We start from the raw sequence: 21,962 nt of genomic DNA on the forward strand, positions 1-21,962 counted from the left end.
GCACCTGGCCGGCATGAAGGACTCCAAGGTGATCGTGGCCATCAACAAGGATGGCGAGGCTCCGATCTTTTCGGTGGCCGACTACGGTCTGGAGGCGGACCTCTTCACCGCAGTACCGGAGCTGGTCAAGGCGCTGTAAGCACCAGTGGCGCTGTAGCCCCTACTGCGCCACAAAGCCGCTGGCCTTGATGATGCGGGCCCAGGTCTTGGTATAGGCCTGTTCCCGGCTGGCCAGTTGCTGGCTGTTCATGAAGCCCACGGTCAGCCCCATGTGCGTGAGGCGGTCCTTCACATCGGGCATGGTCAGTACCTTGGCCAGCGCATCGGAGAAGCGGTCTATCGCCGCGCGCGGCGTACCGGCCGGTGCGAAGAAGCCGTAGTACGGCACGTCCTCAAAGCCGCTCAGGCCCAGCTCGGAAAAGGTGGGCACATCGGGCAATATGGCTTGGCGCTTGGCGCCCATCACTGCCACGATCTGCAGCTTGCCAGCGCGGTGGTTCTCGATGAAGTCTGGAACTGAAGCCACGCCTGCTGCTATCTGATTGCCCAGCATGTCGGACATCATGGGCGCACCGCCCCGGTAAGGTGCGGCCTGCAAGTCCAGCGCATATTTCTGCCCGATCACCTGCACCAGAAACTCCGGCACGGAGGCTGGCGCGGGAACGCCAACCGTCCCCTTGCCGCCGCCCTGGCCCTTGATCCAGGTCACGTAGGCCGTCATGGATTTCGCCGGTGTGCCACCCGACAGGGCAAAGGCATTCACAAAAGTTGCCACACCGGCCACGGGCACAAAGTCCTTGGCCGGCTCATAGCCCGGGTTCTTGAGCACCTGCGGCAGTATGGAAATGGTGTGGTCATGCGACAGAAAGACCGTGTTGCCGTCCGCAGCCGCGGCCTTGAGCGCCTGCGCCGCAATCTGGCCGCCAGCACCCGCCTTGTTTTCCACCAGCACCGGAACGCCCAACACATCCTTGAGTTTGTCACCCAGCGTGCGGGCAATCGCATCGGTGCCACCACCGGGCGGAAAGCCCACCAGCATGTGCAGCGCAGACCCCTCTGCCCGGGCCGCACCGGCAAAAACCAAAGCAAGACATACCCAGGCACGCACAAAAGAACGGACTATTTTGAACATCGGCATTCAGCGTAAAAAGGAAAATTGCATTATCGCGATCCGCCGTCGCGTCGCTTGCAGACCTAGGTGAACTTTGGGCTCACGCATTAAGCCGCACGACGGCCCCAGGGCGGCTTCTGAAGCACAATCGCGCGGTCATACCCTATGGTCAGCTCAACCATGCAACCCATTGTTCTCATAACCGGTGCCTCCCGTGGCATTGGTGCCGCCACAGCCCGGCTATGCGCAGCCGCAGGCTTCACGGTCGCAGTCAACTTCCACAGCAATGCCTCTGCGGCCCAGTCCGTGGTGCAGAACATCATCACAGCTGGCGGTCATGCATTTGCCGTGCAGGCCGACGTGGCGCACGAAGACCAGGTGCTGCGGATGTTCGAGGCGATTGACAAGCAGCCAGGTCGCCTGGGCGCGCTGGTCAACAATGCCGGCTTGGTGGATGTGACCAGCCGCGTTGAAGACATGTCGGTTTCACGCTTCAGGCGCATGTTCGACACCAATGTCATTGGCACCATGGTCTGTGCCCGCGAAGCAGTGCGACGCATGAGCACCCTGCGCAATGGTGCAGGCGGCGCCATCGTGAACGTCTCCAGCGTGGCATCCACCCTGGGCAGTCCGGGACAGTATGTGGACTACGCCGCAAGCAAGGGCGCGGTGGATGTCTTCACCATCGGTCTGGCTCGCGAAGTCGCGACCGCCGGGATACGCGTCAACGCTGTGCGCCCGGGCATCATCGACACAGAAATTCACGCCTCCGGTGGCCAACCCGAGCGCGCTCGCCAGCTCGCCCACCTGATACCGATGCAGCGCGCGGGAACTGCCGAAGAGGTGGCCCAGGCCATTGTCTGGCTGCTCAGCCCGCAGGCAAGCTACACCACAGGAGCCATTTTGGATGTAGGAGGTGGAAGGTAGACATTGGAAAACCGAATGCCGTGAATCTATACTGAGCAGGGTATGCATTCAGATGCATAGGCGGAGTTGTATCGCTGTCGGCTGCCAAACTGAGAGACGACTTTCACATGAAATATAAATTGGGAACCCTATGAAGCTTGAGAACATTTCCTTTGCCCACAAGCTGTGGCTACTCGCTCTGTTCATCATCATCACCATGACGGCAGTGTCCATCTACGGACAGCGTACTTCCAAGGCACACCAGCAGGAAGCCATTGAGCAGATCCAGCTCCACGAAAGCCGGATCACCGAGGCGGTGCGTTGGCGTGGACTGATCGAGGCCAACGTTCAAAGAACGCTGGCCCTGGCCTCTTCCATGGACCCGGCCATTGCCGATACCTTCACGGAAAGCAACAAGGCCGGCATCGTGGCCAGCAGTGCCATGCAGAAGGCCATTCTGGAGCATGCAACTTCCGAGGAAGACAAGAAGGCGCTGGCTTTGGTCGGCGAACGCCGCGCTGCAGTGCTGGGTATCGTGAAGAACCTGGCTGAACTCAAGAAGGCCGAGAACGCCGCCGAAATGGCCAAAGTGGCCAAGGAGCAGTTCCTGCCAGCCATCACGGGTTACCTGGACGCGCTGGACGGTTTCGTCAAGGCGCAGGAACAGGCACGCGATGTGGCCAAAGAAACCGCACTGGAAAATGCCAGCCGTGCAGAGATGCTGAGCTATGCCGGCATGCTGGGCGTGGTGCTGATCAGCTTGTGGCTGGTGTACACCATGACCCACTCCATCATCCAGCCGCTGAACCAGACAGTCGCCGTGGCCAAAAACATTGCAGCCGGTGACCTGACCCAGCATCTGCAGACCACCCGCCAGGATGAATTCGGCGAACTCATGCGTGCCGTGGATGACATGAATTCCCGCCTGCACGGCGTAGTCAGTGAAGTCATCACCGCATCCTCATCGGTGGCCAATGCCAGTACCGAGATTGCCCAGGGCAACCAGGACCTGAGCGCCCGCACCGAGAGCCAGGCCAGCGCCCTGGAGCAGACGGCGGCGTCCATGGAAGAGCTCAGCTCACAGGTCAAGCACAACGCAGACAACGCACGCCAGGCCAACCAGCTGGCATCCAGTGCATCCACCGTGGCCGTGCGCGGCGGCGAAGTGGTGGGGCAGGTGGTGGAGACCATGAAGGGCATCAACGAATCCAGCCGCAAGATCTCCGACATCATTTCCGTCATCGACGGCATTGCCTTCCAGACCAACATCCTGGCCCTGAACGCTGCGGTGGAAGCCGCACGCGCCGGCGACCAGGGACGTGGCTTTGCCGTGGTGGCATCGGAAGTGCGGGCCCTGGCCGGACGCAGTGCCGAAGCGGCCAAGGAGATCAAGGCCCTGATCAATGCCAGTGTGGAGCGGGTGGAGCAAGGCACCGTGCTGGTGGATGAAGCCGGCACCACGATGGGTGAAGTCGTCAGCTCCATTCGCCGGGTGACGGACCTGATGGGCGAGATCAGCTCGGCCAGCAACGAACAGTCGGCCGGCGTAGCGCAGGTGGGAGAGGCAGTGGCACAAATGGACCAGGCCACCCAGCAAAATGCAGCGCTGGTGGAAGAGATGTCCGCAGCCGCAAGCAGCCTGAAGTCGCAGGCGGCAGATCTGGTGAAGACGGTTGCCATCTTCAAGCTCGAGACCGGGCACGGCGTGGCCAAAGCCACGGTGCGTTCGACAACTCCCAAGAGCACTCCGTTCCAGGGCCAGGAGCGCCGGGGCGCCGCAGCGGCTGCTGCAGCCAAGCCTGCCGCCACCAAACCAGCAGCGCCTGCGGCCCCGGCCGCCGCCTTGCCCAAGCCGGTCATACAGGCCAAGGCAACCGCCAAGGCCAACGACGACGAATGGGAAACTTTCTGAGTCTGGCTTGGTAGCCTAGTGCCCAGGCCAGCACTACACTCACCAGGCCATGGAACTCAAACCCCTCGTCACCCTGCTGGCCATTGTCAACCCGTTGGCCATCGTGCCGTTCTTCATCCACTACACGCAGGGGTTCTCGCGCGAGCAGCGCCGCCAGACCATTCTGGTCTCCACCTTGAGCACTTTCATCGTGATTGCGGTGAGTGCGCTGGCGGGTCTGCAGATCCTGGAGTTCTTCGGCATCACGCTGGCGAGTTTCCAGGTGGGTGGCGGCATGCTGCTGCTCACCAGCGCCCTCAACATGCTCAACGCCCAACCGGCCGAAGCCAAGCCCAGCACCAACGTGATGGAGGACGGTGCTGAAAAGGCCGCACAGGGCTCCAGCATCGCGGTGGTACCGCTGACCATCCCGCTCCTCACCGGACCGGCCACCATGTCCACGGTGGTGATCTATGCCGACAAGGCCAAGACCATGCTGCAACTGGCCACCCTGGTGGGCTATGGCGTGGTGGTGGCGCTGGCCACGCTGGCGTGTTTTTCTTTGGCCGCACCCATCGCCCGCTTCCTGGGCAAGACCGGCATCAGCGTGATGACGCGTCTGATGGGTCTGATCCTGGCCGCGCTAGCGGTGGAAGTGATGTCCGACGGTCTGGTCAAGCTCTTCCCGCTTCTGGGCGGACACTGAGCCTTAGGCCGCTGTCTGGTTGGACAGCAGGTCCGCCACCAGCTCTAGCCGCAGCAGCGGGCTGTCCAGCCGCAGCAGGCTTTGCTTGAAGGTGGTGGGCAAAGACAGCAGATCACACCAGCGGTTGGCCACCCAGCCGCATTCGTCCAACCGGTAGGGCTGAGAAAAAAGCGGCGACTCCTGTGGCGACTGGCTGCTCTGCTGCTCCAGCAGATGCGCCAGCGCATGGGCCACAGGCCGCAAGTCCTCCGGAATGGGCATGGGTTCGTCATTGGCAAGATGCTCCACATCGCCCACCCACAAGCCGTGCTTGAGTTGCCTGCGTGCACGAACCTTGAATCGGCCGCCGCCCGTACAACGGATCACCATCAGTCCGGCCTGGGGCGCGGCAAAGTCGACGATGGTGGCAAGCGTGCCTACGTCGGCAAAGTCCTCGCGCACAAAGGCCTCGCCCGTGGGCGCCAACGGGTCGCGCGTACGCACTTCCTGCCCTTGGGTGAGCGACACCACGCCAAACGGTGTACCACTCTTGTGGCATTTGCCGATCAGGTCCAGATAGCGCACTTCAAAGATCTGCAGACTCAGGCTGCCGTCCGGGAACAGCACCGTGTTGAGCGGAAACAGCGGCAGCTCCTGCTGCACGGTGCCGGGAGTGGGGGCGGTCCAGGTCGTCACGGTGTTGTGGATTCCGCACTGGCCACTTGCTGCACCCAGGCGTCCAGTTGCGCGATCAGCGCGTCACTGGCTTGCGCAAGCGCCTGCACACCGCCTGCGGCGTCGCCACGGGTGGCCGCCTTCTGCACCACCAGACTGGTTTGTGCCAGCGTCCTGGCGGGCAGGCCAGTGCGGCTCAGCGTCGCACGTACGCGCACCAGGCCCGAGCTGTTCTGTGCCGACTCGAAGTAGTGGCTGAACTCCTCCAGCTCCAACCGCAGCACCAGCGTGCCGGGCGCCACCGCGTCGGCGGGCAACAGCACCGGACGGCGCTGCCCCAGCTGTTCGCGCAGGCGCTGGCGCAGCAGCTGTCCGGGCGGCATGGTCCAGTGGGCCTGGGCGTAGGGACGCAGTTGCTGCGCGTCGGCATAGGCCAGGCGGTACAGCACCGCATTGCCTTCCAGCGCTGCCGGGGCTTCCACATCCGCCAGCACCAGAGGCGGCAACGGCGCCATGCGGTTGGACATCACGGGCTGGGTGGCACCCGGACCGAAGTCGTACACCACGCTGCGCGCAGCGGGCGGCGCAGCACAGGCGCACAACAGCGCACCCAGCAGCAGTGCCGATGGAAGCGCCACACTGCGTCGCAGGGATTGGAGGGACAGAAGTTGCAGATGCATAGGGACCTCAGGGTTGTACCGCCGGGCTGCCAGCCTTGTCGGACGGTGGCACAAAGCCGCTTTCACCAGGACCGGGCGCGGCAGGCCCTTTGCCAAACAGCAGCGACTGGGGTTGATCGCCAATGTCTTCCACCGCACGCCCCACCAGACGGACCGTGCGGGTGGCCTCCTCGCTGGTGCGACTCAGGCGCGGCAGCAGGGTGGCGTTGAGGGTGGTGGCGGTGTTGGTCAAGGCCTCGGTGCTGCGCGCAATGCGGTCCAGCGTGCCGCCGGGCTCATTCATGCGCACCGAGGTGCGGCGGAACTGCTCGGCGGAATTCTTGACGACTTCGGCACTGTCGCGCAGCCGCTCGGAAGTTTGCTGCATGCTCTTGAAGGTGGCGTCCACCTGGGCGGTCAGCCGTGGCAGGTTGGTGCTGCCCTCAGGTCCGGTGCCCGTCAGCGCCTGGTCCGCATGGCGCGTCAGTTGCTGGATGCTGGCGGCAGCCTGACCGAGGTTGGCCACTGCGGTCGTCAGCGTCTGCTGGTTCTCCGGAGCCAACAGGGCGTTCATGCGCTTGCTGGCTTCTTCCAGCTGGTTGAGCAGGTTGCCGCCCTGCTCGGTCAGGCGCGACATCAGCCCCGCTCGCATGGGGATGCGCGCCGGATGCGCCTTGCTGGTGGACAGGGGTGCTCCGGTCAAGCCGGCATCGTCGAGCTGCACGAAGGCCAGGCCGGTCACGCCCTGAAAACCCAGGCTGGCAAAAGTAGTGGTGCTCATGGGCGCGCTGTCATTCACGGCGATGCGCACCAGCACATTGCCCGGAACTTGCGTATCCAGTCCAATGGCCGTGACCCGCCCCACGCTCACGCCCTTGTAGCGCACGCCGGCCTGGGGCTGCAGCCCGTTGACTGATTCCTTGCTGGAAATTTCGAACTGGCGCTGTTCACTGGTATCGCGCTTGAGCCACAGCGCCATGGCGATCAGCAGGGCCATCATCAGCAGCAAGAAGGTGCCGGCAGCGATGGCGTGGGATTTGTTTTCCATGAGGTTCTCTTTTTACACGCCTTGCGCCGGGTGGTGCAAGACTTCCATGGCGCGCTGCCCACGCTCGCCCAGAAAGAAGTCGCGCACGAACGGATGGGCAAAGCGGATTGCTTCACGCAACGGTGCATCGACAATGATGTGCTTGTCGGCCACCACCGCCACGCGGGTACTCAGCTCAAAGATGGTGTCCAGGTCATGGGTGACCATCACCACGGTCAGGCCCAGCTCCTGGTGCAGCGACCGCAGCAAGGTGCAGAACGCATCGGATGCATCCGGGTCCAGCCCCGCGGTGGGCTCATCCAGCAGCAGCAGGGGCGGGTCCATCACCAGGGCGCGTGCCAGGGCCACGCGCTTGATCATTCCGCCGGACAGATCGGCCGGCATCTTGTGTGCAGCAGACGGATCCAGCCCCACCATCTGCATCTTGACCATGGCCACATCGTGGATCAGGTTCTTGGGCAGCACACCCAGCTCGCGCAGCGGAAAGGCAATGTTCTCCAGCACGGTGAAGGCGGAGAACAGGGCACCATGCTGGAACAGCATGCCCACCCGGCTGGCGGCACCGGCCCGGCCCAGCTCGCTGGCGGGCTCGCCCAACACCGTCACACTGCCCTTGAGTGGCGTCTCCAGCCCAAGGATCTGGCGCAGCAGCACGGTCTTGCCACCGCCCGAGCCACCCACGATCGACAGAAACTCGCCACGTGCAATCGTCAGGTCCAGGTCCTGGTGGATGATGGCGCGCACGCCGCGGGTGGAGAACGACGACCACAGCCCGCGGATCTCGACGATGGGCGGTACCACGGCGCTCACAGCCCCACCCCCTTGAACAGCACGGCAAACAGCGCATCCACCAGGATCACCAGCGTGATGGAACTCACCACCGATGCCGTAGTGCCCTCGCCCAGACTCTGGGTATTGGGCAGCACACGCAGGCCGAAGTGGCAACCGTTGATGGCAATCAGCAGGCCGAACACCAGCGACTTGAACAGGGCCAGCCAGAGGTTGGACAGCGGCACCACCTTGGGCAGCGCAATCAGGAAATATTCGGGCGAGAGGTGTATGGACAAGTCAGACGCCAGCATGCCGCCCAGCAGTGACGCCGCCGTGGTCCAGATGGCGAGCAAGGGCATGACCAGCGCCAATGCCAGTGCCCGCGGGAACACCAGTCGGTAGCCGCGGCGTATGCCCATGACGCGCATGGCATCCAACTCTTCGGTGACGCGCATCACGCCAATCTGGGCGGTGATGGCCGAACCCGAGCGACCCGCAATCAGGATAGCCGCCAGCACCGGCCCCAGCTCACGTATCAGTGCCATGCCGAGGATGTTGACGATAAAGGCGTCCGCGCCAAACTGGCGTAACTGACGCGACATGAGGTAGGCCAGCACCACACCGATCAGGAATCCGACCAGCGCCGTGATCGGCAACGCGGTGGCGCCGATGCGGTAGATGTGGCCGGAGATATCGCGCCAGGGCGCACGGCTGGGGTCGCGCAGGAAATTCAGCGTGTCCAGGAACAGCTGGCCAATAAGTCGCAGTGCACTCTCCGCGTGGCTTTCCACACCCATGAGCCACTCGCCCAGCTTGAGAAACAGCTCCTTGAGTGTGGTGTGATGTGGCTTGGGCGGTGCCACGGCAAACCGTGCCACCCGGTTGAGCGTGGCACGCTGCAGGTCCAGCACCATCACGTGGCGCGGCCAGACCCGGCCCCAGGTGTTCCACAACAACTGCGCGCCGGTGTGGTCGAGCCGCTCGATATGGCGCAGGTCCCAGCTTGCTTCCATGCCGCCCTTGCCGTGTCGCGGCAGCGACTCCTGCAGGTTGTTCCAGAGGTCACGGTTCGCCAACGTACCGGCGCTCCAGCTGCCGTACAAGACCAGACTTTCCCCAGTGGCAGAGGCCTCCTTGACGATGCGCGGCGGGGTGTTTTGCACTGGTGGTTGCAGGGACTGAATTATGTGAGGGCTATGGTAGCGCCTCCGCACAGCTTGCAAGCAAAATACGGGGATTCATTGGCTTTACCCGCACACCATGGCTGACCACTCTTCGTTTCTCTCCACGCCCGAACTTTCGGTCGAGCTACGCGGCACCGTGCTGTGGCTGACCATCACGCGCGAAGAACGCCGCAATGCCATGAGCCATGGAGTGCTGGCATCCATGGCGCAGGCAGTTACACAGGCACAGTCGCACCGCGACATCCGTGCCATCGTGGTCACGGGCGCAGGCAGCAAGGCCTTCTGCGCCGGCGCGGACCTGCAAAGTGCCAACGCATTCACCACCGACTACTCCGAGCCGCATGGCCATCTGGCGCAGGTGCTGCGGGCTGTGCGTGCCAGCACCATTCCGTTGATCGCGCGGGTCAACGGCGCCTGCATGGCCGGTGGGATGGGCCTGATGAGCATGTGCGACATGGCCGTTGCCTCCAGCCACGCGGTGTTCGGCTTGCCGGAAGTCAAGGTAGGTGTGTTCCCTGCACAGGTGCTCAGTGTGCTGCAGCACCTGATTCCGCGGCGCGTACTGGTGGAGATGTGCCTCACCGGCGAACCCATCACCAGCGCGCAGGCGCTGGAATACGGGCTGGTGAACTATGTGGCCGACGATGTGGATGCCAAGCTGCAGTGGCTGCTGGAGCGCATGCTGGACAAGTCGCCAGCCGCCATCCGGCGCGGCCTCTACACCATGAAGAAGGTGGAATCCATGGCCTTTGAGGAGTCCATGGCCTTCACCGAGAGCCAGATCGCGCTCTTCACCCTAACCGAAGACGCCAAGGAAGGCCAGAAGGCCTTCCAGGAAAAACGCAAACCGCAGTGGGCCGGGAAATAAATATGAGTGAGACAACCTTTGACTACATCATCGTCGGCGCCGGAACGGCCGGCTGCCTGCTGGCCAACCGCCTGAGTGCCAACGCCTCCAAGCGCGTGCTGCTGATCGAGGCCGGCCGCAAGGACGACTACCACTGGATCCACATTCCGGTCGGCTACCTCTACTGCATCGGCAACCCGCGCACCGACTGGCTCTACAACACCGAGCCCGACGCCGGCCTCAACGGCCGCACCCTGCGCTACCCGCGCGGCAAGACACTGGGCGGCTGCAGCAGCATCAACGGCATGATCTACATGCGCGGTCAGGCGCGCGACTACGACCAGTGGGCAGCGCTCACCGGCGATGCCGCCTGGAGCTGGGACAACAGCCTGCCCTACTTCAAGCTGCACGAAGACCACCACAAGGGTGCCAACGCCCTGCACGGTGCCAAAGGCCAGGCGCCCGAGCTGCTGCAGCAAGACGGCTCCGAGTACCGCACCATCCTGCGCCACCACCAGGCCGGCGGCGAATGGCGGGTGGAAAAGCAGCGCCTGCGCTGGGACGTGCTCGATGCCTTTGCCCAGGCTGCCACCCAGGCCGGCATTCCCGCCACCGATGACTTCAACCGCGGCAGCAACGAAGGCGTGGGCTACTTCGAGGTGAACCAGCGCGCCGGCTGGCGCTGGAACACGGCCAAGGCCTTCTTGCGCCCTACCTGTTATGGCCGCCCCAACTTCGAGCTGTGGACAAATGCCCAAGTCGCCAAGCTGCTGGTGGAACCCAACACCGCAGGCGAGGACCGCCCGCTGCGCTGTACCGGCGTGCAGGTCTGGAACGGTTCGGAGATGGTGACCGCCACGGCGCGTGCCGAGGTCATCCTGTGCGCCGGCGCCATTGGCTCGCCGCAGATTCTGCAGCTCAGCGGCATCGGGCCCGCACCCTTGCTGCAGTCGCTGGGCATTCCGGTCGTGCACGACCTGCCGGGCGTGGGCGAGAACCTGCAGGACCATCTGCAGATTCGCGCGGTGTTCAAGGTCAAGGGCGCGACCACCCTCAACACCCAGGCCAATTCCCTCTGGGGCAAGGCCAAGATCGGCCTGGAATACGCGCTCAAGCGCAGCGGTCCCATGAGCATGGCGCCCAGCCAGCTGGGCGCCTTCACCCGTAGCGATGCGTCCCAGCCCTACCCCAACCTGGAGTACCACGTGCAGCCTCTCAGCCTGGAGGCTTTCGGCCAGCCGCTGCACAGCTTCAATGCCTTTACCGCCAGCGTCTGCAACCTCAACCCCAGCAGCCGCGGCCACGTGCGCATCACCTCGCCCGATTTCCGCATGGCGCCGGCCATTGCGCCCAACTACCTCAGCACCGACGAGGACCGCAAGATCGCCGCCGACTCGCTACGCCTGACCCGCAACATCGTGCGCCAGCCCGCCTTGCAGAAGTACGCCCCTGAGGAGTACAAGCCCGGCGTGCAGTTCCAGACCGATGCCGAACTGGCCAAGTTGGCCGGGGACATTGCCACCACGATTTTTCATCCCGTGGGAACCACGCAGATGGGCCGCGCCGACGACCCAACCAGCGTGGTCGACTCGCGGCTGCGGGTGCACGGCGTGGCGGGCTTGCGCGTGGTGGATGCGGGCGTGATGCCGCGCATCACCAGCGGCAACACCAATTCGCCCACCCTGATGATTGCGGAAAAGGCCGCCGAATGGATTGCACAGGGTAAGTCCTGATACTCCCTTGCAGGGTGGCGGGGTACAGTCCGTCTGTTCGCGTGTTGGAGCGTAAGAATACATTCCATCGGCACGAGACCTGATACGAAACCGATCCCGAGGAAGCTGTCGAACCATCGGCAATACAAAGCAAGAACAGTGGCTCCACGAAGTGCCACGAAAAAAAGCACCGGCTACCCCGGTGCTTTTTTTTGCCTGTTCAGTGCGGATGCGACAATCTTCGGATGGAAATGCTTGTCGTGGCCCTGGCCTCACTTTTCGCCGGTTTTGTGGATTCGATGGTCGGGGGCGGCGGGCTGATCCTGATTCCTGCTCTGCTCACCACCTTCCCCAACGCCCACCCGGCCACGCTGTTTGGCACCAATAAGGGCGCCTCGGTCTGGGGCACGGGTATTGCCACGTTGCAGTACAGCCGCCGTGTCCAGATGCCCTGGCACGCGTTGATTCCAGCAGCCACCGCGGGCTTTGTGGCGTCGCTGGGCGGCGCTTGGCTGGTGACCGTCGTGTCACCAGACTACCTGCGCAAGATCCTGCCGCTCATCCTGGTGCTGGTACTGGGCTACACGCTGGCGCGCAAGGAGCTGGGGCGGCACCATGCCCCCCGCTTCACGGGCTCGGCAGAGGCGGTAGCGGCCTGCTGCATTGGCGCTGTCATCGGCTTTTACGATGGTTTCTTTGGGCCTGGCACCGGCAGCTTCTTTGTCTTCTGCATGGTGCGTTTTCTGGGCTACGACTTCCTGCATGCTTCGGCAGCAGCCAAGCTGCTCAACACGGCGACCAATGTGTCGGCCCTGATCCTGTTCATCTACAAGGGTCACATCTGGTGGCACTTCGCACTGGTGATGGCGGTTGCCAACGTGGTGGGCAGCCTGGCCGGCACCCACATTGCCCTCAAACACGGCACCGGCTTCGTACGCGTCGTTTTCATCCTGGTGGTCTCGGCATTGATTTTCAAGACCGGCTACGACGCGTTCCTGCGTTAATCCGCGTCAGTGCCTGCCACCAGGCGGAGGCCAGGGTATTTCGGATACCAGACGCGGTTTGCCTATGGGCGCGGCGGCCTGACCCTTGCTGATGGCGGCCAGATCTTCCTCGCTGGGGTATTGCCCCATCAGCCAGTAGTCCAGCACGCGCCGCGCAATGGGAGCCGCCTGTTCAGCGCCCCAGCCCGCGTTTTCCACCACCATGGCGATGGCAATCTTGGGGTCTTCCGCCGGGGCATAGGCCACATACAGGGCGTGGTCACGCTGGTGCTCGGCAAGCTTGCTGGCGTCATATTTCTGGTCTTTGCCAATACCAACGGCCTGGGCCGTGCCGGTCTTGCCGCCGCTGGCGTAACCAGCCCCTGCAAATACCTTGGCTGAGGTGCCCTCCAACGTCACACCCACCATGGCCTTGTGGATCACGTCCAGGTTGGCTGGCTTGATGCCCAGATTCACTAGCGCCGGCGCGGTGATCGGAACCATGCTGTGGGTGACCGGGTCCTGCGTGGCAATCGCCAGATGTGGTGTGGGGCGCACTCCGTTGTTGGCCAGGGTGGCGATCGCCTGCCCGAGCTGCAGCATGGTGAAGGCGTTGTAGCCCTGGCCGATGCCCAGCGAGATGGTTTCACCGGCGTACCACTTCTGCTGCTCGGCGCGCTTGTAGGCACGCCGCTTCCAGTCGGTGGAAGGGAGCAGACCGCGGGTCTCGCCCAGGATGTCCACGCCGGTGATTTCACCGAAGCCGAAGCGCTGCATCTGGTCGTGGATGGTGTCCACGCCAAGATCGTTGGCCAGCGAGTAGTAGTAGGTGTCGCAGGACACGACGATGGAGCGGTACATGTTCACCATGCCATGTCCACCCTCCTTGTCATCGCGGAACCGATGCCCGCCGAACATGAAGAAGCCGGGGTCGGAAACCGTGAACTCGGGGCTGCGCGTGCCGGTCTCCAGGGCCGCCATGGCCATGAAAGGCTTGTAGGTGGAACCCGGCGGATAGGTGCCGCGCAGGGCCCGGTTGAGCAGCGGTTTGTCGATGGATTCGTTGAGGGCCTGCCAGCTTTCGCTGTCAATGCCTTCCACAAACAGATTGGGATCAAATGTGGGCTTGCTGACAAAGGCCAGCAGCTCTCCAGTCTTGGGGTCTATGGCCACCAGCGCACCGCGGCGCTCGCCATACATGGCCTCGATCAGGTGCTGCAGCTTGATGTCGATGGAAAGCTTGACCGTATTGCCGGGTGTGGCCGGATTGCTGGCGAGCTTGCGCACGGCGCGCCCGCCGGCAGAGGTTTCGATCTGCTCCACGCCGGTGATGCCATGCAGCTGTGTCTCGTAGCTTTGCTCGATACCGAGCTTGCCGATGTATTCGGTGCCACGGTAGTTGTCTGCGTCGTCACCTTCGTCGATCTTTTCCTTCTCCGACTGGTTGATACGGCCGATGTAGCCAATCACGTGGCTGGCAAGCTCCCCGTACGGGTAATTGCGGAACAGGCGCGCCTTGATTTCCACCCCCGGAAACCGGTAGCGCTGCGCAGAAAAACGGGCCACCTCCGTATCGGTCAGCCGGGTGCGTATGGGCAAGGATTCAAAACTGCGCGACTCTTCCAGCAGCTTCTTGAAGCGGCGGCGGTCGCGCGGCGTGATCTCCATCACCTTGGAGAGATCGTCCAGCACTTCTTCCAACGGCCCGCTCTTGGACGGCGTGATCTCCAGCGTGTAGGCCGAGTAGTTGTTGGCCAGCACAACACCGTTACGGTCCAGGATCAGCCCCCGGTTGGGCACGATGGGAACGACCGAAGTGCGGTTGTTTTCAGCCTGTGCACGCAGGTCTTCATGACGCCAGATCTGCAGATACACCAGCCGCAGAATCAGCAGCAGGAAACAGACCAGCACCACCAGACTGAGCACGAAAATGCGGGTACGAAACCGCGCCAAATCGGCTTCGACGTTCCGTAAAACGGTCATGGCAGCAACGCGACCGTGCGATTGCCCGCCGGGCCGCCCCAAGGGCAATCAGCCCCCTTGGGGGGCAGCGTAGTACACGCAGTGACAAGCGTGGGGGCCATATTACAAGGGGCGGTTGGCGTCGGGGTTGGGTGCGCGACGCTGCGGCGCCAGCAGCGCAACAGTGGCCACCGGCCACAAGAGCGACTCCAGCACGGGCGAAAGCAGAATCCACCAGCCGGGGAAGGTGCCACCCACCATGAGGCGCAGGCAGATCTCCACCAGATGGGCCGCCGCAAACAGCGGGAATACCTGCACCATCTGAGACGCCACCGGGAACCACAGCAGACGCCGGTGGATGGTGATGGCAAAGAAGCTCAGCACCGTATAGGCCAGGGCGTTCTGGCCCAGCAATGCGCCCTGGTGCACATCGGTCAGCAGGCCAAACACAAAGGCGGCGCCAATGCCTACGCGCAGCGGCTGGTGCACGGTCCAGAACACCAGTACGACGGCCAGCAGATCGGGCACCCAGGCGGCGCGTCCCGTCAGCCCCATGTTCAGGACCATGTCGATCAGCATGGCAGCAAGCATGCTGCCCCACACAAACAAGGGATTGGCCGGCAACAGCAGTTGCTTGCCCTGCGGCATGATCATGGCTTGATCACCTCCCCGCGTTTGTTGCGTGTTGGCGCGGGCGGCTCCGGCACCGGCCGGGGCGGCGGCTGCTCCGCCATGGAAGCCAGCACCAGCACATGGCTGGCGCCCGAAACCAGGGCGGCAGGCACGCAATAGATGCGCGCGAAGATGGCATCCACGCGACGGTCCACTTTCTCGATGCGCGCCACCGGCAACCCCGGAGGGTACACGCCATCGACACCACTGGTGGTCAACAGATCCCCCACATTGGCGTCCACATTGGCCGCCATGTAGCGCAGCTCCATCGCATCGGCATGGGTGGTGGTGTCGCCAAAAGCCACACCGCGCGCGCCGGTGCGTGTGTTGAGCACCGGAATGGCATGGTCGCGATCGGTGATCAGGGTGACTTCACTCACCAGGGGATAGACGCGGGTAACCTGGCCCAGCACACCGCGCTCGTCCAGCACGGGTGAACCTTCCTGCACCTTGTTGACCAGCCCCTTGTCGATGATGACCTTGCGGGAGAAGGGATCGGCCGAGTCGTACAGCACCTGGGCCGCAATGCCGGTGGCCTGCTGGCGCTGGCGCAAGTCCAGCAATTTGCGCAGCCTGTCGTTTTCGAGCGTGAGCTGTTCCACCTGGTTGGAGCGCAGGGACTGCAATCCCAACTGCTTGAAGGCCTCTTCCTTGGAGCGCTGTGCCGCGTTCAGGCTGGAGAAGTAATCACTGGTGCCCAGCAGCAGGTTGACGGGCTGCAACGCCAGCCATTGCACCGGATAGATGACCGCAGCCAGCACCACGCGTAGCGGCTGCATCACCTTGAAGCGTGTATCGGCCACCATGAGGAACAGCGCCAGGGCGCTGCACACTGCCAACTTGGACAGCGCTGAGGGCCCCTGGCGGAAAAAGGGTGGGGGTGCTCTGTCCAGCGTACCGAGAGGCATCGCCGACCTCGGGGATTATTCGCTGGTGAAAATGGAACCCAGACGCTCCATCTGCTCCAGCGCGATGCCGCAACCGCGCACCACACAGGTCAGCGGATCTTCGGCAACCAGCACCGGCAGGCCGGTTTCTTCGGCCAGCAGGCGGTCCAGATCACGCAACAGCGCACCACCGCCGGTGAGCATCATGCCGCGGTCGGCAATGTCGGCTCCCAACTCGGGCGGCGTCTGCTCCAGCGCGTTCTTTACGGCGGAGACGATGTTGTTGAGCGGGTCGGTGAGCGCTTCCAGGATTTCGTTGGAAGAAATCGTGAAGCTGCGGGGCACGCCTTCGGACAGGTTGCGACCGCGCACTTCCATTTCCTTGACTTCGGAGCCGGGGAAGGCCGAGCCGATCTGCTTCTTGATGGCTTCTGCGGTGGGCTCACCGATCAGCATGCCGTAGTTGCGGCGGATGTAGTTGATGATGGCTTCGTCGAACTTGTCGCCACCCACGCGCACGCTGCCCTTGTAGACCATGCCACCCAGCGAGATGACGCCGACTTCGGTGGTACCGCCGCCGATGTCCACCACCATGGAGCCGCTGGCTTCCGATACCGGCAGACCGGCGCCGATGGCGGCGGCCATGGGTTCCTCGATCAGGTACACATCGCTGGCACCGGCGCCCAGGGCGCTTTCGCGGATGGCGCGACGCTCCACCTGGGTGGAGCCGCAGGGCACGCAGATGATGATGCGCGGGCTGGGCTTGAGAATGCCGCGCGGATGCACCATCTTGATGAACTGCTTGAGCATCTGCTCGGTGACCGTGAAATCGGCAATCACGCCGTCCTTCATGGGGCGGATGGCTTCAATATTGCCGGGCACTTTGCCCAGCATGGCCTTGGCTTCGCGGCCAACGGCCTGGATGGTCTTCTTGCCTTGGGGGCCACCCTCGTGGCGGATGGCAACGACAGAAGGTTCGTCCAGAACAATGCCCTTGTCGCGTACAAAGATCAGGGTGTTGGCCGTACCCAGGTCAATCGCCAGGTCGGTAGAAAAATACCGCCGGAAAGATCCAAACATCTCAATTCCTCTCGGGCACAGACGGGACTTCGCTCGTCTGTCACCATGTTCTATTCAATAAAAACCGTGAATTCGGCCCTGAAAAATGTGCTTGCGCAGACTTCAAGCCAAAGGCGGGATAATACCCTATCGCTCGGGAATACCCTGCGTAACCAGCCCTTGCCGGGCGCCATTTACCTTTGTTTTCAATCTTATTTCACCCATGTCACTGACATCTTCCGACATCGCGCGTATCGCCAATCTGGCGCGGCTGGAGCTGACAAGCGAGCACAGCGACCGCATGCTGAACCAGCTCAACAGCTTTTTTGACATCGTGGAACAGATGCGCGCCGTGGACACCACAGGCATAGAACCGCTGGCCCATCCAGTGGCCGCCATCGGTGACATCGCCCTGCGCCTGCGCGAGGACGTGGTCAGCGAGCCCAACCAGCGCGAAGCCAATCAAAAAAGTGCGCCTGAAGTACAGAATGGCCTGTTCCTGGTGCCCAAGGTCATTGAATAAGGTCTGATGCAATGACAACTTCCCTTTCCCAAACCGCATTGCACGACCTGGGCGTGCAACAACTGGCCACGGCCCTGGCCAGCAAACAAGTCTCCGCCGTAGAAGCGGCACAGCACTTCCTGGCGCGCTCGCAGGCGCATGCCGATCTGGGCGCGTACGTGGATGTCAACGCTGAAGTCACGCTGGCCCAGGCCGCTGCGGCTGATGCCCGCATTGCGCAAGGCAGCGCCGGCCCGCTCGAGGGCGTGCCGATTGCGCACAAGGACATCTTCGTCACCAAGGACTTCGCCACCACGGCCGGCTCGCGCATGCTCAAGGGCTACCGCTCGCCCTTCGATGCCACCGTCGTCACCCGGCTGGCACAGGCCGGCATGGTCACCCTGGGCAAGCTCAACTGCGATGAATTCGCCATGGGCTCCAGCAATGAGAACTCCGCCGTGGCACCCGTGGGCCAGGATGCCCCGGCACCCGTGCGCAACCCCTGGAACACCGAACGCATCCCCGGCGGCTCCTCCGGCGGCAGCGCCGTGGCTGTGGCTGCGCGTCTGACACCCGCTGCCACCGGCACCGATACCGGCGGCTCCATTCGCCAGCCCGCGTCCTTTTGCGGTGTCACTGGCATCAAGCCCACGTACGGACGTGCATCGCGTTACGGCATGGTGGCCTTTGCCTCCAGCCTGGACCAGGCCGGCCCCATGGCACGCAGCGCCGAAGACTGCGCCGCCCTGCTCGGCACCATCTGCGGCCCCGACCCGGACCGCGACTCCACCTCGTTGGACGTGCCCACTGAGGACTTCAGCCGCACCCTGAACGACTCCATCGAAGGCCTGCGCATCGGCATCCCCAAGGAATTCTTTGGCGCCGGTCTCTCCGACGATGTGCGCAACGCCGTCAACGCCGCCCTGGCGCAGTACGAAAAACTCGGTGCCAAACTGGTACCCATCTCGCTGCCACGCACCGAGCTGTCCATTCCGGTGTACTACATCATTGCGCCAGCAGAAGCCTCCAGCAACCTGAGCCGCTTTGACGGTGTGAAGTTCGGCCACCGCGCCAAGCAGTACACCGATCTGGCCGACATGTACAAGAAGACCCGCTCCGAGGGCTTTGGCGAGGAAGTCCTGCGCCGCATCATGATCGGCACCTATGTGCTCTCGCACGGCTATTACGACGCCTACTACCTGCAGGCGCAGAAGATCCGCCGCATGATTGCCGATGACTTCCAGAACGCCTTCAAGGAGTGCGACCTGATCGCCGGCCCGGTGGCACCCACCGTGGCCTGGAAGCTGGGCGAAAAGTCCGACGACCCGGTGGCCAACTACCTCGCCGATATCTTCACCCTGCCCGGCTCCCTGGCCGGCCTGCCCGGCATGAGTGTGCCGGTGGGCTTCTCCACCACCGAGCAGGACAAAGGCATGCCCATCGGTATGCAGCTGATCGGCAACTATTTCAAGGAAGCACGTCTGCTCAACGCGGCGCACCGCTTCCAGCAAGCCACCGACTTCCACGTCGCACGCCCCGCAGGATTCTGAACATGTCAGTTAGCACCACACCCACTCTTCTGGACCGTCCGGACGCGCCGCTGGTTGGCGGCTACGAAGTCATCATCGGCTTTGAAACCCACAGCCAGCTCTCCACCCATTCCAAGATCTTCTCGCGTGCCTCCACCGCCTTTGGCGCCGAACCCAACACGCAAGCCTGCGCCGTGGATCTGGCTTTGCCGGGCACATTGCCGGTGATGAACAAGGGCGCGGTCGAGCGCGCTATCGAGTTCGGCTTGGCCGTGGGCGCGCACATTGCGCCGCGCAGCATCTTTGCGCGCAAGAACTACTTCTACCCCGACCTGCCCAAGGGTTACCAGATCAGCCAGTTTGAAATCCCGGTGGTGCAAGGCGGCGTGGTCGAATTCTTCCTGGGCGACAGGAAGATGGCAGTGCGCCTGGTACGCGCCCATCTGGAAGAAGATGCGGGTAAATCGCTGCACGAAGACTTCATCGGCCAGACCGGCATCGACCTCAACCGCGCCGGCACGCCACTACTGGAAATCGTGACCGAACCCGACATGCGCTCCAGCGCCGAAGCGGTAGCCTATGCCAAGGAACTGCACAAGATCGTCACCTGGATCGGCATCTGCGACGGCAACATGCAGGAAGGCTCGTTCCGCTGCGACGCCAACGTGTCGGTGCGCAAGCCCGGCGGGCCTTTGGGTACGCGCCGCGAGATCAAGAACCTCAACAGCTTCAAGTTCATGCAGCAGGCCATCGACTACGAGGTGCGCTGGCAGATCGAACAGATCGAAGACGGTCACGCCATCCAGCAGGCCACGGTGCTATTCAACCCCGATACCGGCGAGACCCGTGCCATGCGCACCAAGGAAGACGCGGCCGACTACCGCTACTTCCCCGACCCGGACTTGCCGCCGCTGGAGATTTCGGAAGACTGGATTGCCAAGGTGCGCGGCGAGATGGCCGAACTGCCGCGCGTGATGGCGCAGCGCTTTGTGAAGGACTATGCGCTCAGCGAATACGACGCGACACAACTCACGCAAAGCCTGGCGTTGGCTGCGTATTTCGAAGCAGCGGCCAAGGCCTGTGGCCAGCCCAAGCTGGCCAGCAACTGGATCATGGGTGAGATATCGCGTCGCCTGAATGCTGAAAATAGTGAAATTTCCGCTTCACATATTTCTGCAACTGCACTTGCTGCATTGATCGTACGCGTTTATGACGGCACGATCAGTAACAACGCAGCCAAGCAAGTCCTGGATGTGCTGTGGAATGACAAGGTGGTCATCGAACCAAGCGCAACTGATCAGACTCTGATCGACGCCATCATCGAAGCCAAGGGCCTCAAGCAGATGAACGACACCGGCGCTTTGGAAAAAATCGTCGATGAAGTGATCGCCGCCAACGCCAAGAACGTGGCCGAGTTCAAGGCTGGCAACGAAAAGGCGCTCAACGGCCTGGTCGGTCAGATCATGAAGGCCAGCAAGGGCAAGGCCAACCCGCAACAGGTCAACGACCTGCTGCGCTCCAAGCTGGCCTGAGCCCTATTTGGAAGCGGCTGAAGCAGCCCAGAGCTGACGCAAACGCGTCAGCTCCAAATCAAAGCGCTCATTGACGCGGCGGCTTTCGCTCTCCTGCTCTGCGATGAACTGCTTCTGCACTTCCACGCTGTGCTTGTTGTCTTCCACCTGGCGCTTGAGATACATGGGTGCCTTGCTGGGGTCCTTCTTGTAGAACTCCATTTCGTCGTCCAGCTTCTTGCGCTGTGCAGCCAGTTCATTCAGGCGCAGGTCGGCAGCCTTGCTCACCACATCGATTTGCGCCAGCGCTTCGGCGCGCTCCTTGTCGTGCACCGCCTTGCTCGGGTAGCGAATCAGCAGGGCGCGGTCACGGCGGTGCTCTTCGGCCAGGCGGTTCTGTTCTTCAAGCTGCTGCTTTTCCCTGGCTTCCTGCTGGGCACGTTCGGCGGCGGTCAGACTGGGGCCGACCTTCTGCTTCACGGTGCCACTGGGGTTGAGCACCTTCTGCTCGCGGTCCAGACATTCCGGAATGGGGCGGTCCGAGGTGAGTTTGCGCCCTTGTGCATCCACACAGGTATAGATTCCTCCCACTGGCGCGTTCTGTGCCCAGGCAGCGCCTGTCACCGTGAACAACGCCAGCAATCCACCTGCTACCAATTTCATAAGCTTCCTTCTTCGACTCCGTAGCGCTGACGATACGCCAACACTCTCTGATGGTCTTCGGGCGAACTGCCACTGCCACCGGCTGCCAGATACTGCATCAAATCAGTGAGCTTCGCAATGGAACACACCTGCAGCCCCAGTTTATGCTGCACGTACTGCACTGCGCTGTAAGGCACATCCTGGCCGTTCTCCGTGGCCATCTCCTGACGATCCAGAGCGATGCAGACCGCGTGCGGCACAGCACCCGCCGCACGGATGATGGCAATCGACTCACGCGCTGCCGTTCCCGCCGACATGACGTCGTCCACGATCAGCACCCGGCCCTTGAGCGGAGCGCCCACCAGGGTGCCGCCTTCGCCATGGTCCTTGGCCTCCTTGCGGTTGTAGGCAAACGGGACGTTGCGACCGCGCCGGGCAAGCTCCACGGCCAGCGCCGCACCCAACGGAATGCCCTTGTAGGCCGGGCCGAACACCATGTCGAATTCGATGCCACTGGAGAGCAGGCGCTGGGCATAGAATTCGGCCAAACGCATCAGCCTGGCGCCATCGTCAAACAGGCCTGCGTTGAAGAAATACGGGCTCATGCGACCCGCCTTGGTCTTGAACTCACCGAAGCGTAGCACCCCGCATTCCACGGCAAATGCCACAAACTCCAGGGCCAGCGGGTCCGCTTTCGCGCCTTGCGCAGGGTCTTGAATCGACATG

General features: G+C 62.9%; 21 protein-coding genes and 1 pseudogene. 10 read left to right on the forward strand and 12 right to left on the reverse strand.

The genetic code is table 11. The features are described from left to right. Window positions 1–139, forward strand: a pseudogene (locus AC1RMF_RS09640) (electron transfer flavoprotein subunit alpha/FixB family protein); the annotation flags it as partial. Between the two features lie 21 nt (window positions 140–160). Here AC1RMF_RS09640 and AC1RMF_RS09645 read toward each other — a convergent pair. Next, window positions 161–1,132 (reverse strand): Bug family tripartite tricarboxylate transporter substrate binding protein, encoded by a 972-nt coding sequence (locus AC1RMF_RS09645; RefSeq protein ID WP_493141290.1) that lies wholly within the window; start codon window positions 1,130–1,132, stop codon window positions 161–163. A 159-nt stretch (window positions 1,133–1,291) separates the two neighbouring features. Here AC1RMF_RS09645 and AC1RMF_RS09650 point away from each other — a divergent pair, with 159 nt between their 5' ends. The 3 genes from AC1RMF_RS09650 (at window position 1,292) to AC1RMF_RS09660 (ending at window position 4,614) form a co-directional block, all read left to right on the forward strand. Further along, on the forward strand, window positions 1,292–2,038 hold the full coding sequence (locus AC1RMF_RS09650) for an SDR family oxidoreductase (protein ID WP_342619677.1): 747 nt from the start codon (window positions 1,292–1,294) through the stop codon (window positions 2,036–2,038). 130 nt (window positions 2,039–2,168) lie between these two features. Further along, window positions 2,169–3,929 (forward strand): methyl-accepting chemotaxis protein, encoded by a 1,761-nt coding sequence (locus tag AC1RMF_RS09655; protein WP_493141291.1) that lies wholly within the window; start codon window positions 2,169–2,171, stop codon window positions 3,927–3,929. Between the two features lie 49 nt (window positions 3,930–3,978). Next, window positions 3,979–4,614 (forward strand): MarC family protein, encoded by a 636-nt coding sequence (locus tag AC1RMF_RS09660; protein ID WP_342619679.1) that lies wholly within the window; start codon window positions 3,979–3,981, stop codon window positions 4,612–4,614. A gap of 3 nt (window positions 4,615–4,617) precedes the next feature. Here the strand turns inward: AC1RMF_RS09660 and AC1RMF_RS09665 are convergent, their stop codons facing one another. The 5 genes from AC1RMF_RS09665 to AC1RMF_RS09685 are packed head-to-tail and all read right to left on the reverse strand — an operon-like array spanning window position 4,618 to window position 8,909. Continuing rightward, window positions 4,618–5,289: an LON peptidase substrate-binding domain-containing protein gene (locus tag AC1RMF_RS09665; RefSeq protein WP_493141292.1), complete on the reverse strand. Its 672-nt coding sequence runs from the start codon at window positions 5,287–5,289 to the stop codon at window positions 4,618–4,620. Further along, complete coding sequence (locus AC1RMF_RS09670) at window positions 5,286–5,948, reverse strand: ABC-type transport auxiliary lipoprotein family protein (protein ID WP_493141293.1); 663 nt, start codon at window positions 5,946–5,948, stop codon at window positions 5,286–5,288. Before AC1RMF_RS09670 ends, AC1RMF_RS09665 begins: the two co-directional genes overlap by 4 nt. 7 nt (window positions 5,949–5,955) lie before the next feature. Then, the gene (locus tag AC1RMF_RS09675) at window positions 5,956–6,975 is read right to left on the reverse strand and encodes an MlaD family protein (protein ID WP_342619682.1); all 1,020 of its coding nucleotides are present in this window, start codon (window positions 6,973–6,975) and stop codon (window positions 5,956–5,958) included. 12 nt (window positions 6,976–6,987) lie between these two features. Continuing rightward, window positions 6,988–7,776 carry an ABC transporter ATP-binding protein gene (locus tag AC1RMF_RS09680; protein ID WP_342621041.1) on the reverse strand — a complete coding sequence of 263 codons (789 nt, stop codon included), beginning with the start codon at window positions 7,774–7,776 and terminating at the stop codon, window positions 6,988–6,990. Between the two features lie 5 nt (window positions 7,777–7,781). Then, entirely contained in the window at window positions 7,782–8,909 is a 1,128-nt protein-coding gene (locus tag AC1RMF_RS09685; RefSeq protein WP_342619683.1) for an MlaE family ABC transporter permease, read from the reverse strand. A 97-nt stretch (window positions 8,910–9,006) separates the two neighbouring features. Between AC1RMF_RS09685 and AC1RMF_RS09690 the strand changes: the two genes are divergently transcribed. From AC1RMF_RS09690 to AC1RMF_RS09700, 3 genes are all read left to right on the forward strand, one after another. Further along, window positions 9,007–9,798 (forward strand): enoyl-CoA hydratase/isomerase family protein, encoded by a 792-nt coding sequence (locus AC1RMF_RS09690; RefSeq protein ID WP_493141294.1) that lies wholly within the window; start codon window positions 9,007–9,009, stop codon window positions 9,796–9,798. Window positions 9,799–9,800: 2 nt separating this feature from the next. Next, a complete protein-coding gene (locus tag AC1RMF_RS09695; protein WP_493141295.1) occupies window positions 9,801–11,510 on the forward strand; it encodes a GMC family oxidoreductase in 1,710 nt (569 codons plus the stop codon). A gap of 224 nt (window positions 11,511–11,734) precedes the next feature. Next, window positions 11,735–12,493, forward strand: a complete 759-nt coding sequence (locus AC1RMF_RS09700; protein WP_342619686.1) for a sulfite exporter TauE/SafE family protein — start codon at window positions 11,735–11,737, stop codon at window positions 12,491–12,493. Window positions 12,494–12,499: 6 nt separating this feature from the next. On the opposite strand, the gene mrdA is transcribed toward AC1RMF_RS09700, so the two are convergent. The 4 genes from mrdA to AC1RMF_RS09720 all read right to left on the reverse strand — a co-directional run bounded on the left by mrdA (window position 12,500) and on the right by AC1RMF_RS09720 (window position 17,073). Continuing rightward, on the reverse strand, window positions 12,500–14,455 hold the full coding sequence (gene mrdA, locus AC1RMF_RS09705; RefSeq protein WP_493141296.1) for a penicillin-binding protein 2: 1,956 nt from the start codon (window positions 14,453–14,455) through the stop codon (window positions 12,500–12,502). Window positions 14,456–14,557: 102 nt separating this feature from the next. After that, on the reverse strand, window positions 14,558–15,088 hold the full coding sequence (mreD, locus tag AC1RMF_RS09710; RefSeq protein WP_342619688.1) for a rod shape-determining protein MreD: 531 nt from the start codon (window positions 15,086–15,088) through the stop codon (window positions 14,558–14,560). Then, window positions 15,085–16,014 (reverse strand): rod shape-determining protein MreC, encoded by a 930-nt coding sequence (mreC, locus tag AC1RMF_RS09715; protein WP_342619689.1) that lies wholly within the window; start codon window positions 16,012–16,014, stop codon window positions 15,085–15,087. Before mreC ends, mreD begins: the two co-directional genes overlap by 4 nt. Before the next feature lie 15 nt (window positions 16,015–16,029). After that, on the reverse strand, window positions 16,030–17,073 hold the full coding sequence (locus tag AC1RMF_RS09720) for a rod shape-determining protein (protein ID WP_342619690.1): 1,044 nt from the start codon (window positions 17,071–17,073) through the stop codon (window positions 16,030–16,032). 202 nt (window positions 17,074–17,275) lie between these two features. Between AC1RMF_RS09720 and gatC the strand changes: the two genes are divergently transcribed. The 3 genes from gatC to gatB are packed head-to-tail and all read left to right on the forward strand — an operon-like array spanning window position 17,276 to window position 20,615. Then, the gene (gene gatC, locus AC1RMF_RS09725; protein WP_493141297.1) at window positions 17,276–17,575 is read left to right on the forward strand and encodes an Asp-tRNA(Asn)/Glu-tRNA(Gln) amidotransferase subunit GatC; all 300 of its coding nucleotides are present in this window, start codon (window positions 17,276–17,278) and stop codon (window positions 17,573–17,575) included. Between the two features lie 11 nt (window positions 17,576–17,586). Next, the gene (gene gatA / locus AC1RMF_RS09730) at window positions 17,587–19,104 is read left to right on the forward strand and encodes an Asp-tRNA(Asn)/Glu-tRNA(Gln) amidotransferase subunit GatA (protein WP_493141298.1); all 1,518 of its coding nucleotides are present in this window, start codon (window positions 17,587–17,589) and stop codon (window positions 19,102–19,104) included. 2 nt (window positions 19,105–19,106) lie between these two features. Further along, window positions 19,107–20,615: an Asp-tRNA(Asn)/Glu-tRNA(Gln) amidotransferase subunit GatB gene (gene gatB / locus AC1RMF_RS09735; protein ID WP_493141299.1), complete on the forward strand. Its 1,509-nt coding sequence runs from the start codon at window positions 19,107–19,109 to the stop codon at window positions 20,613–20,615. 3 nt (window positions 20,616–20,618) lie between these two features. On the opposite strand, the gene AC1RMF_RS09740 is transcribed toward gatB, so the two are convergent. Together AC1RMF_RS09740 and pyrE are read right to left on the reverse strand one after the other, a co-directional pair. Further along, window positions 20,619–21,257: a DUF4124 domain-containing protein gene (locus AC1RMF_RS09740; RefSeq protein ID WP_493141300.1), complete on the reverse strand. Its 639-nt coding sequence runs from the start codon at window positions 21,255–21,257 to the stop codon at window positions 20,619–20,621. After that, window positions 21,254–21,961: an orotate phosphoribosyltransferase gene (pyrE, locus tag AC1RMF_RS09745; protein ID WP_342619695.1), complete on the reverse strand. Its 708-nt coding sequence runs from the start codon at window positions 21,959–21,961 to the stop codon at window positions 21,254–21,256. Before pyrE ends, AC1RMF_RS09740 begins: the two co-directional genes overlap by 4 nt. Window position 21,962: the final 1 nt, after the last annotated feature.

Source organism: Rhodoferax sp. GW822-FHT04A08 (genome assembly GCF_058801025.1).

Excerpts from the sequence above, each read along its gene's own strand:
- pyrE (WP_342619695.1), bottom strand. The coding sequence starts at position 21,961 with ATGTCGATTCAAGACCCTGCGCAAGGCGCGAAAGCGGACCCGCTGGCC.
- AC1RMF_RS09650 (WP_342619677.1), top strand. The coding sequence starts at position 1,292 with ATGCAACCCATTGTTCTCATAACCGGTGCCTCCCGTGGCATTGGTGCC.
- AC1RMF_RS09655 (WP_493141291.1), top strand. The coding sequence starts at position 2,169 with ATGAAGCTTGAGAACATTTCCTTTGCCCACAAGCTGTGGCTACTCGCT.
- mrdA (WP_493141296.1), bottom strand. The coding sequence starts at position 14,455 with ATGACCGTTTTACGGAACGTCGAAGCCGATTTGGCGCGGTTTCGTACC.
- AC1RMF_RS09695 (WP_493141295.1), top strand. The coding sequence starts at position 9,801 with ATGAGTGAGACAACCTTTGACTACATCATCGTCGGCGCCGGAACGGCC.
- AC1RMF_RS09670 (WP_493141293.1), bottom strand. The coding sequence starts at position 5,948 with ATGCATCTGCAACTTCTGTCCCTCCAATCCCTGCGACGCAGTGTGGCG.
- AC1RMF_RS09720 (WP_342619690.1), bottom strand. The coding sequence starts at position 17,073 with ATGTTTGGATCTTTCCGGCGGTATTTTTCTACCGACCTGGCGATTGAC.
- AC1RMF_RS09740 (WP_493141300.1), bottom strand. The coding sequence starts at position 21,257 with ATGAAATTGGTAGCAGGTGGATTGCTGGCGTTGTTCACGGTGACAGGC.
- mreC (WP_342619689.1), bottom strand. The coding sequence starts at position 16,014 with ATGCCTCTCGGTACGCTGGACAGAGCACCCCCACCCTTTTTCCGCCAG.
- AC1RMF_RS09690 (WP_493141294.1), top strand. The coding sequence starts at position 9,007 with ATGGCTGACCACTCTTCGTTTCTCTCCACGCCCGAACTTTCGGTCGAG.
- gatB (WP_493141299.1), top strand. The coding sequence starts at position 19,107 with ATGTCAGTTAGCACCACACCCACTCTTCTGGACCGTCCGGACGCGCCG.
- AC1RMF_RS09675 (WP_342619682.1), bottom strand. The coding sequence starts at position 6,975 with ATGGAAAACAAATCCCACGCCATCGCTGCCGGCACCTTCTTGCTGCTG.
- AC1RMF_RS09660 (WP_342619679.1), top strand. The coding sequence starts at position 3,979 with ATGGAACTCAAACCCCTCGTCACCCTGCTGGCCATTGTCAACCCGTTG.
- gatA (WP_493141298.1), top strand. The coding sequence starts at position 17,587 with ATGACAACTTCCCTTTCCCAAACCGCATTGCACGACCTGGGCGTGCAA.
- gatC (WP_493141297.1), top strand. The coding sequence starts at position 17,276 with ATGTCACTGACATCTTCCGACATCGCGCGTATCGCCAATCTGGCGCGG.
- AC1RMF_RS09645 (WP_493141290.1), bottom strand. The coding sequence starts at position 1,132 with ATGTTCAAAATAGTCCGTTCTTTTGTGCGTGCCTGGGTATGTCTTGCT.
- mreD (WP_342619688.1), bottom strand. The coding sequence starts at position 15,088 with ATGATCATGCCGCAGGGCAAGCAACTGCTGTTGCCGGCCAATCCCTTG.
- AC1RMF_RS09700 (WP_342619686.1), top strand. The coding sequence starts at position 11,735 with ATGGAAATGCTTGTCGTGGCCCTGGCCTCACTTTTCGCCGGTTTTGTG.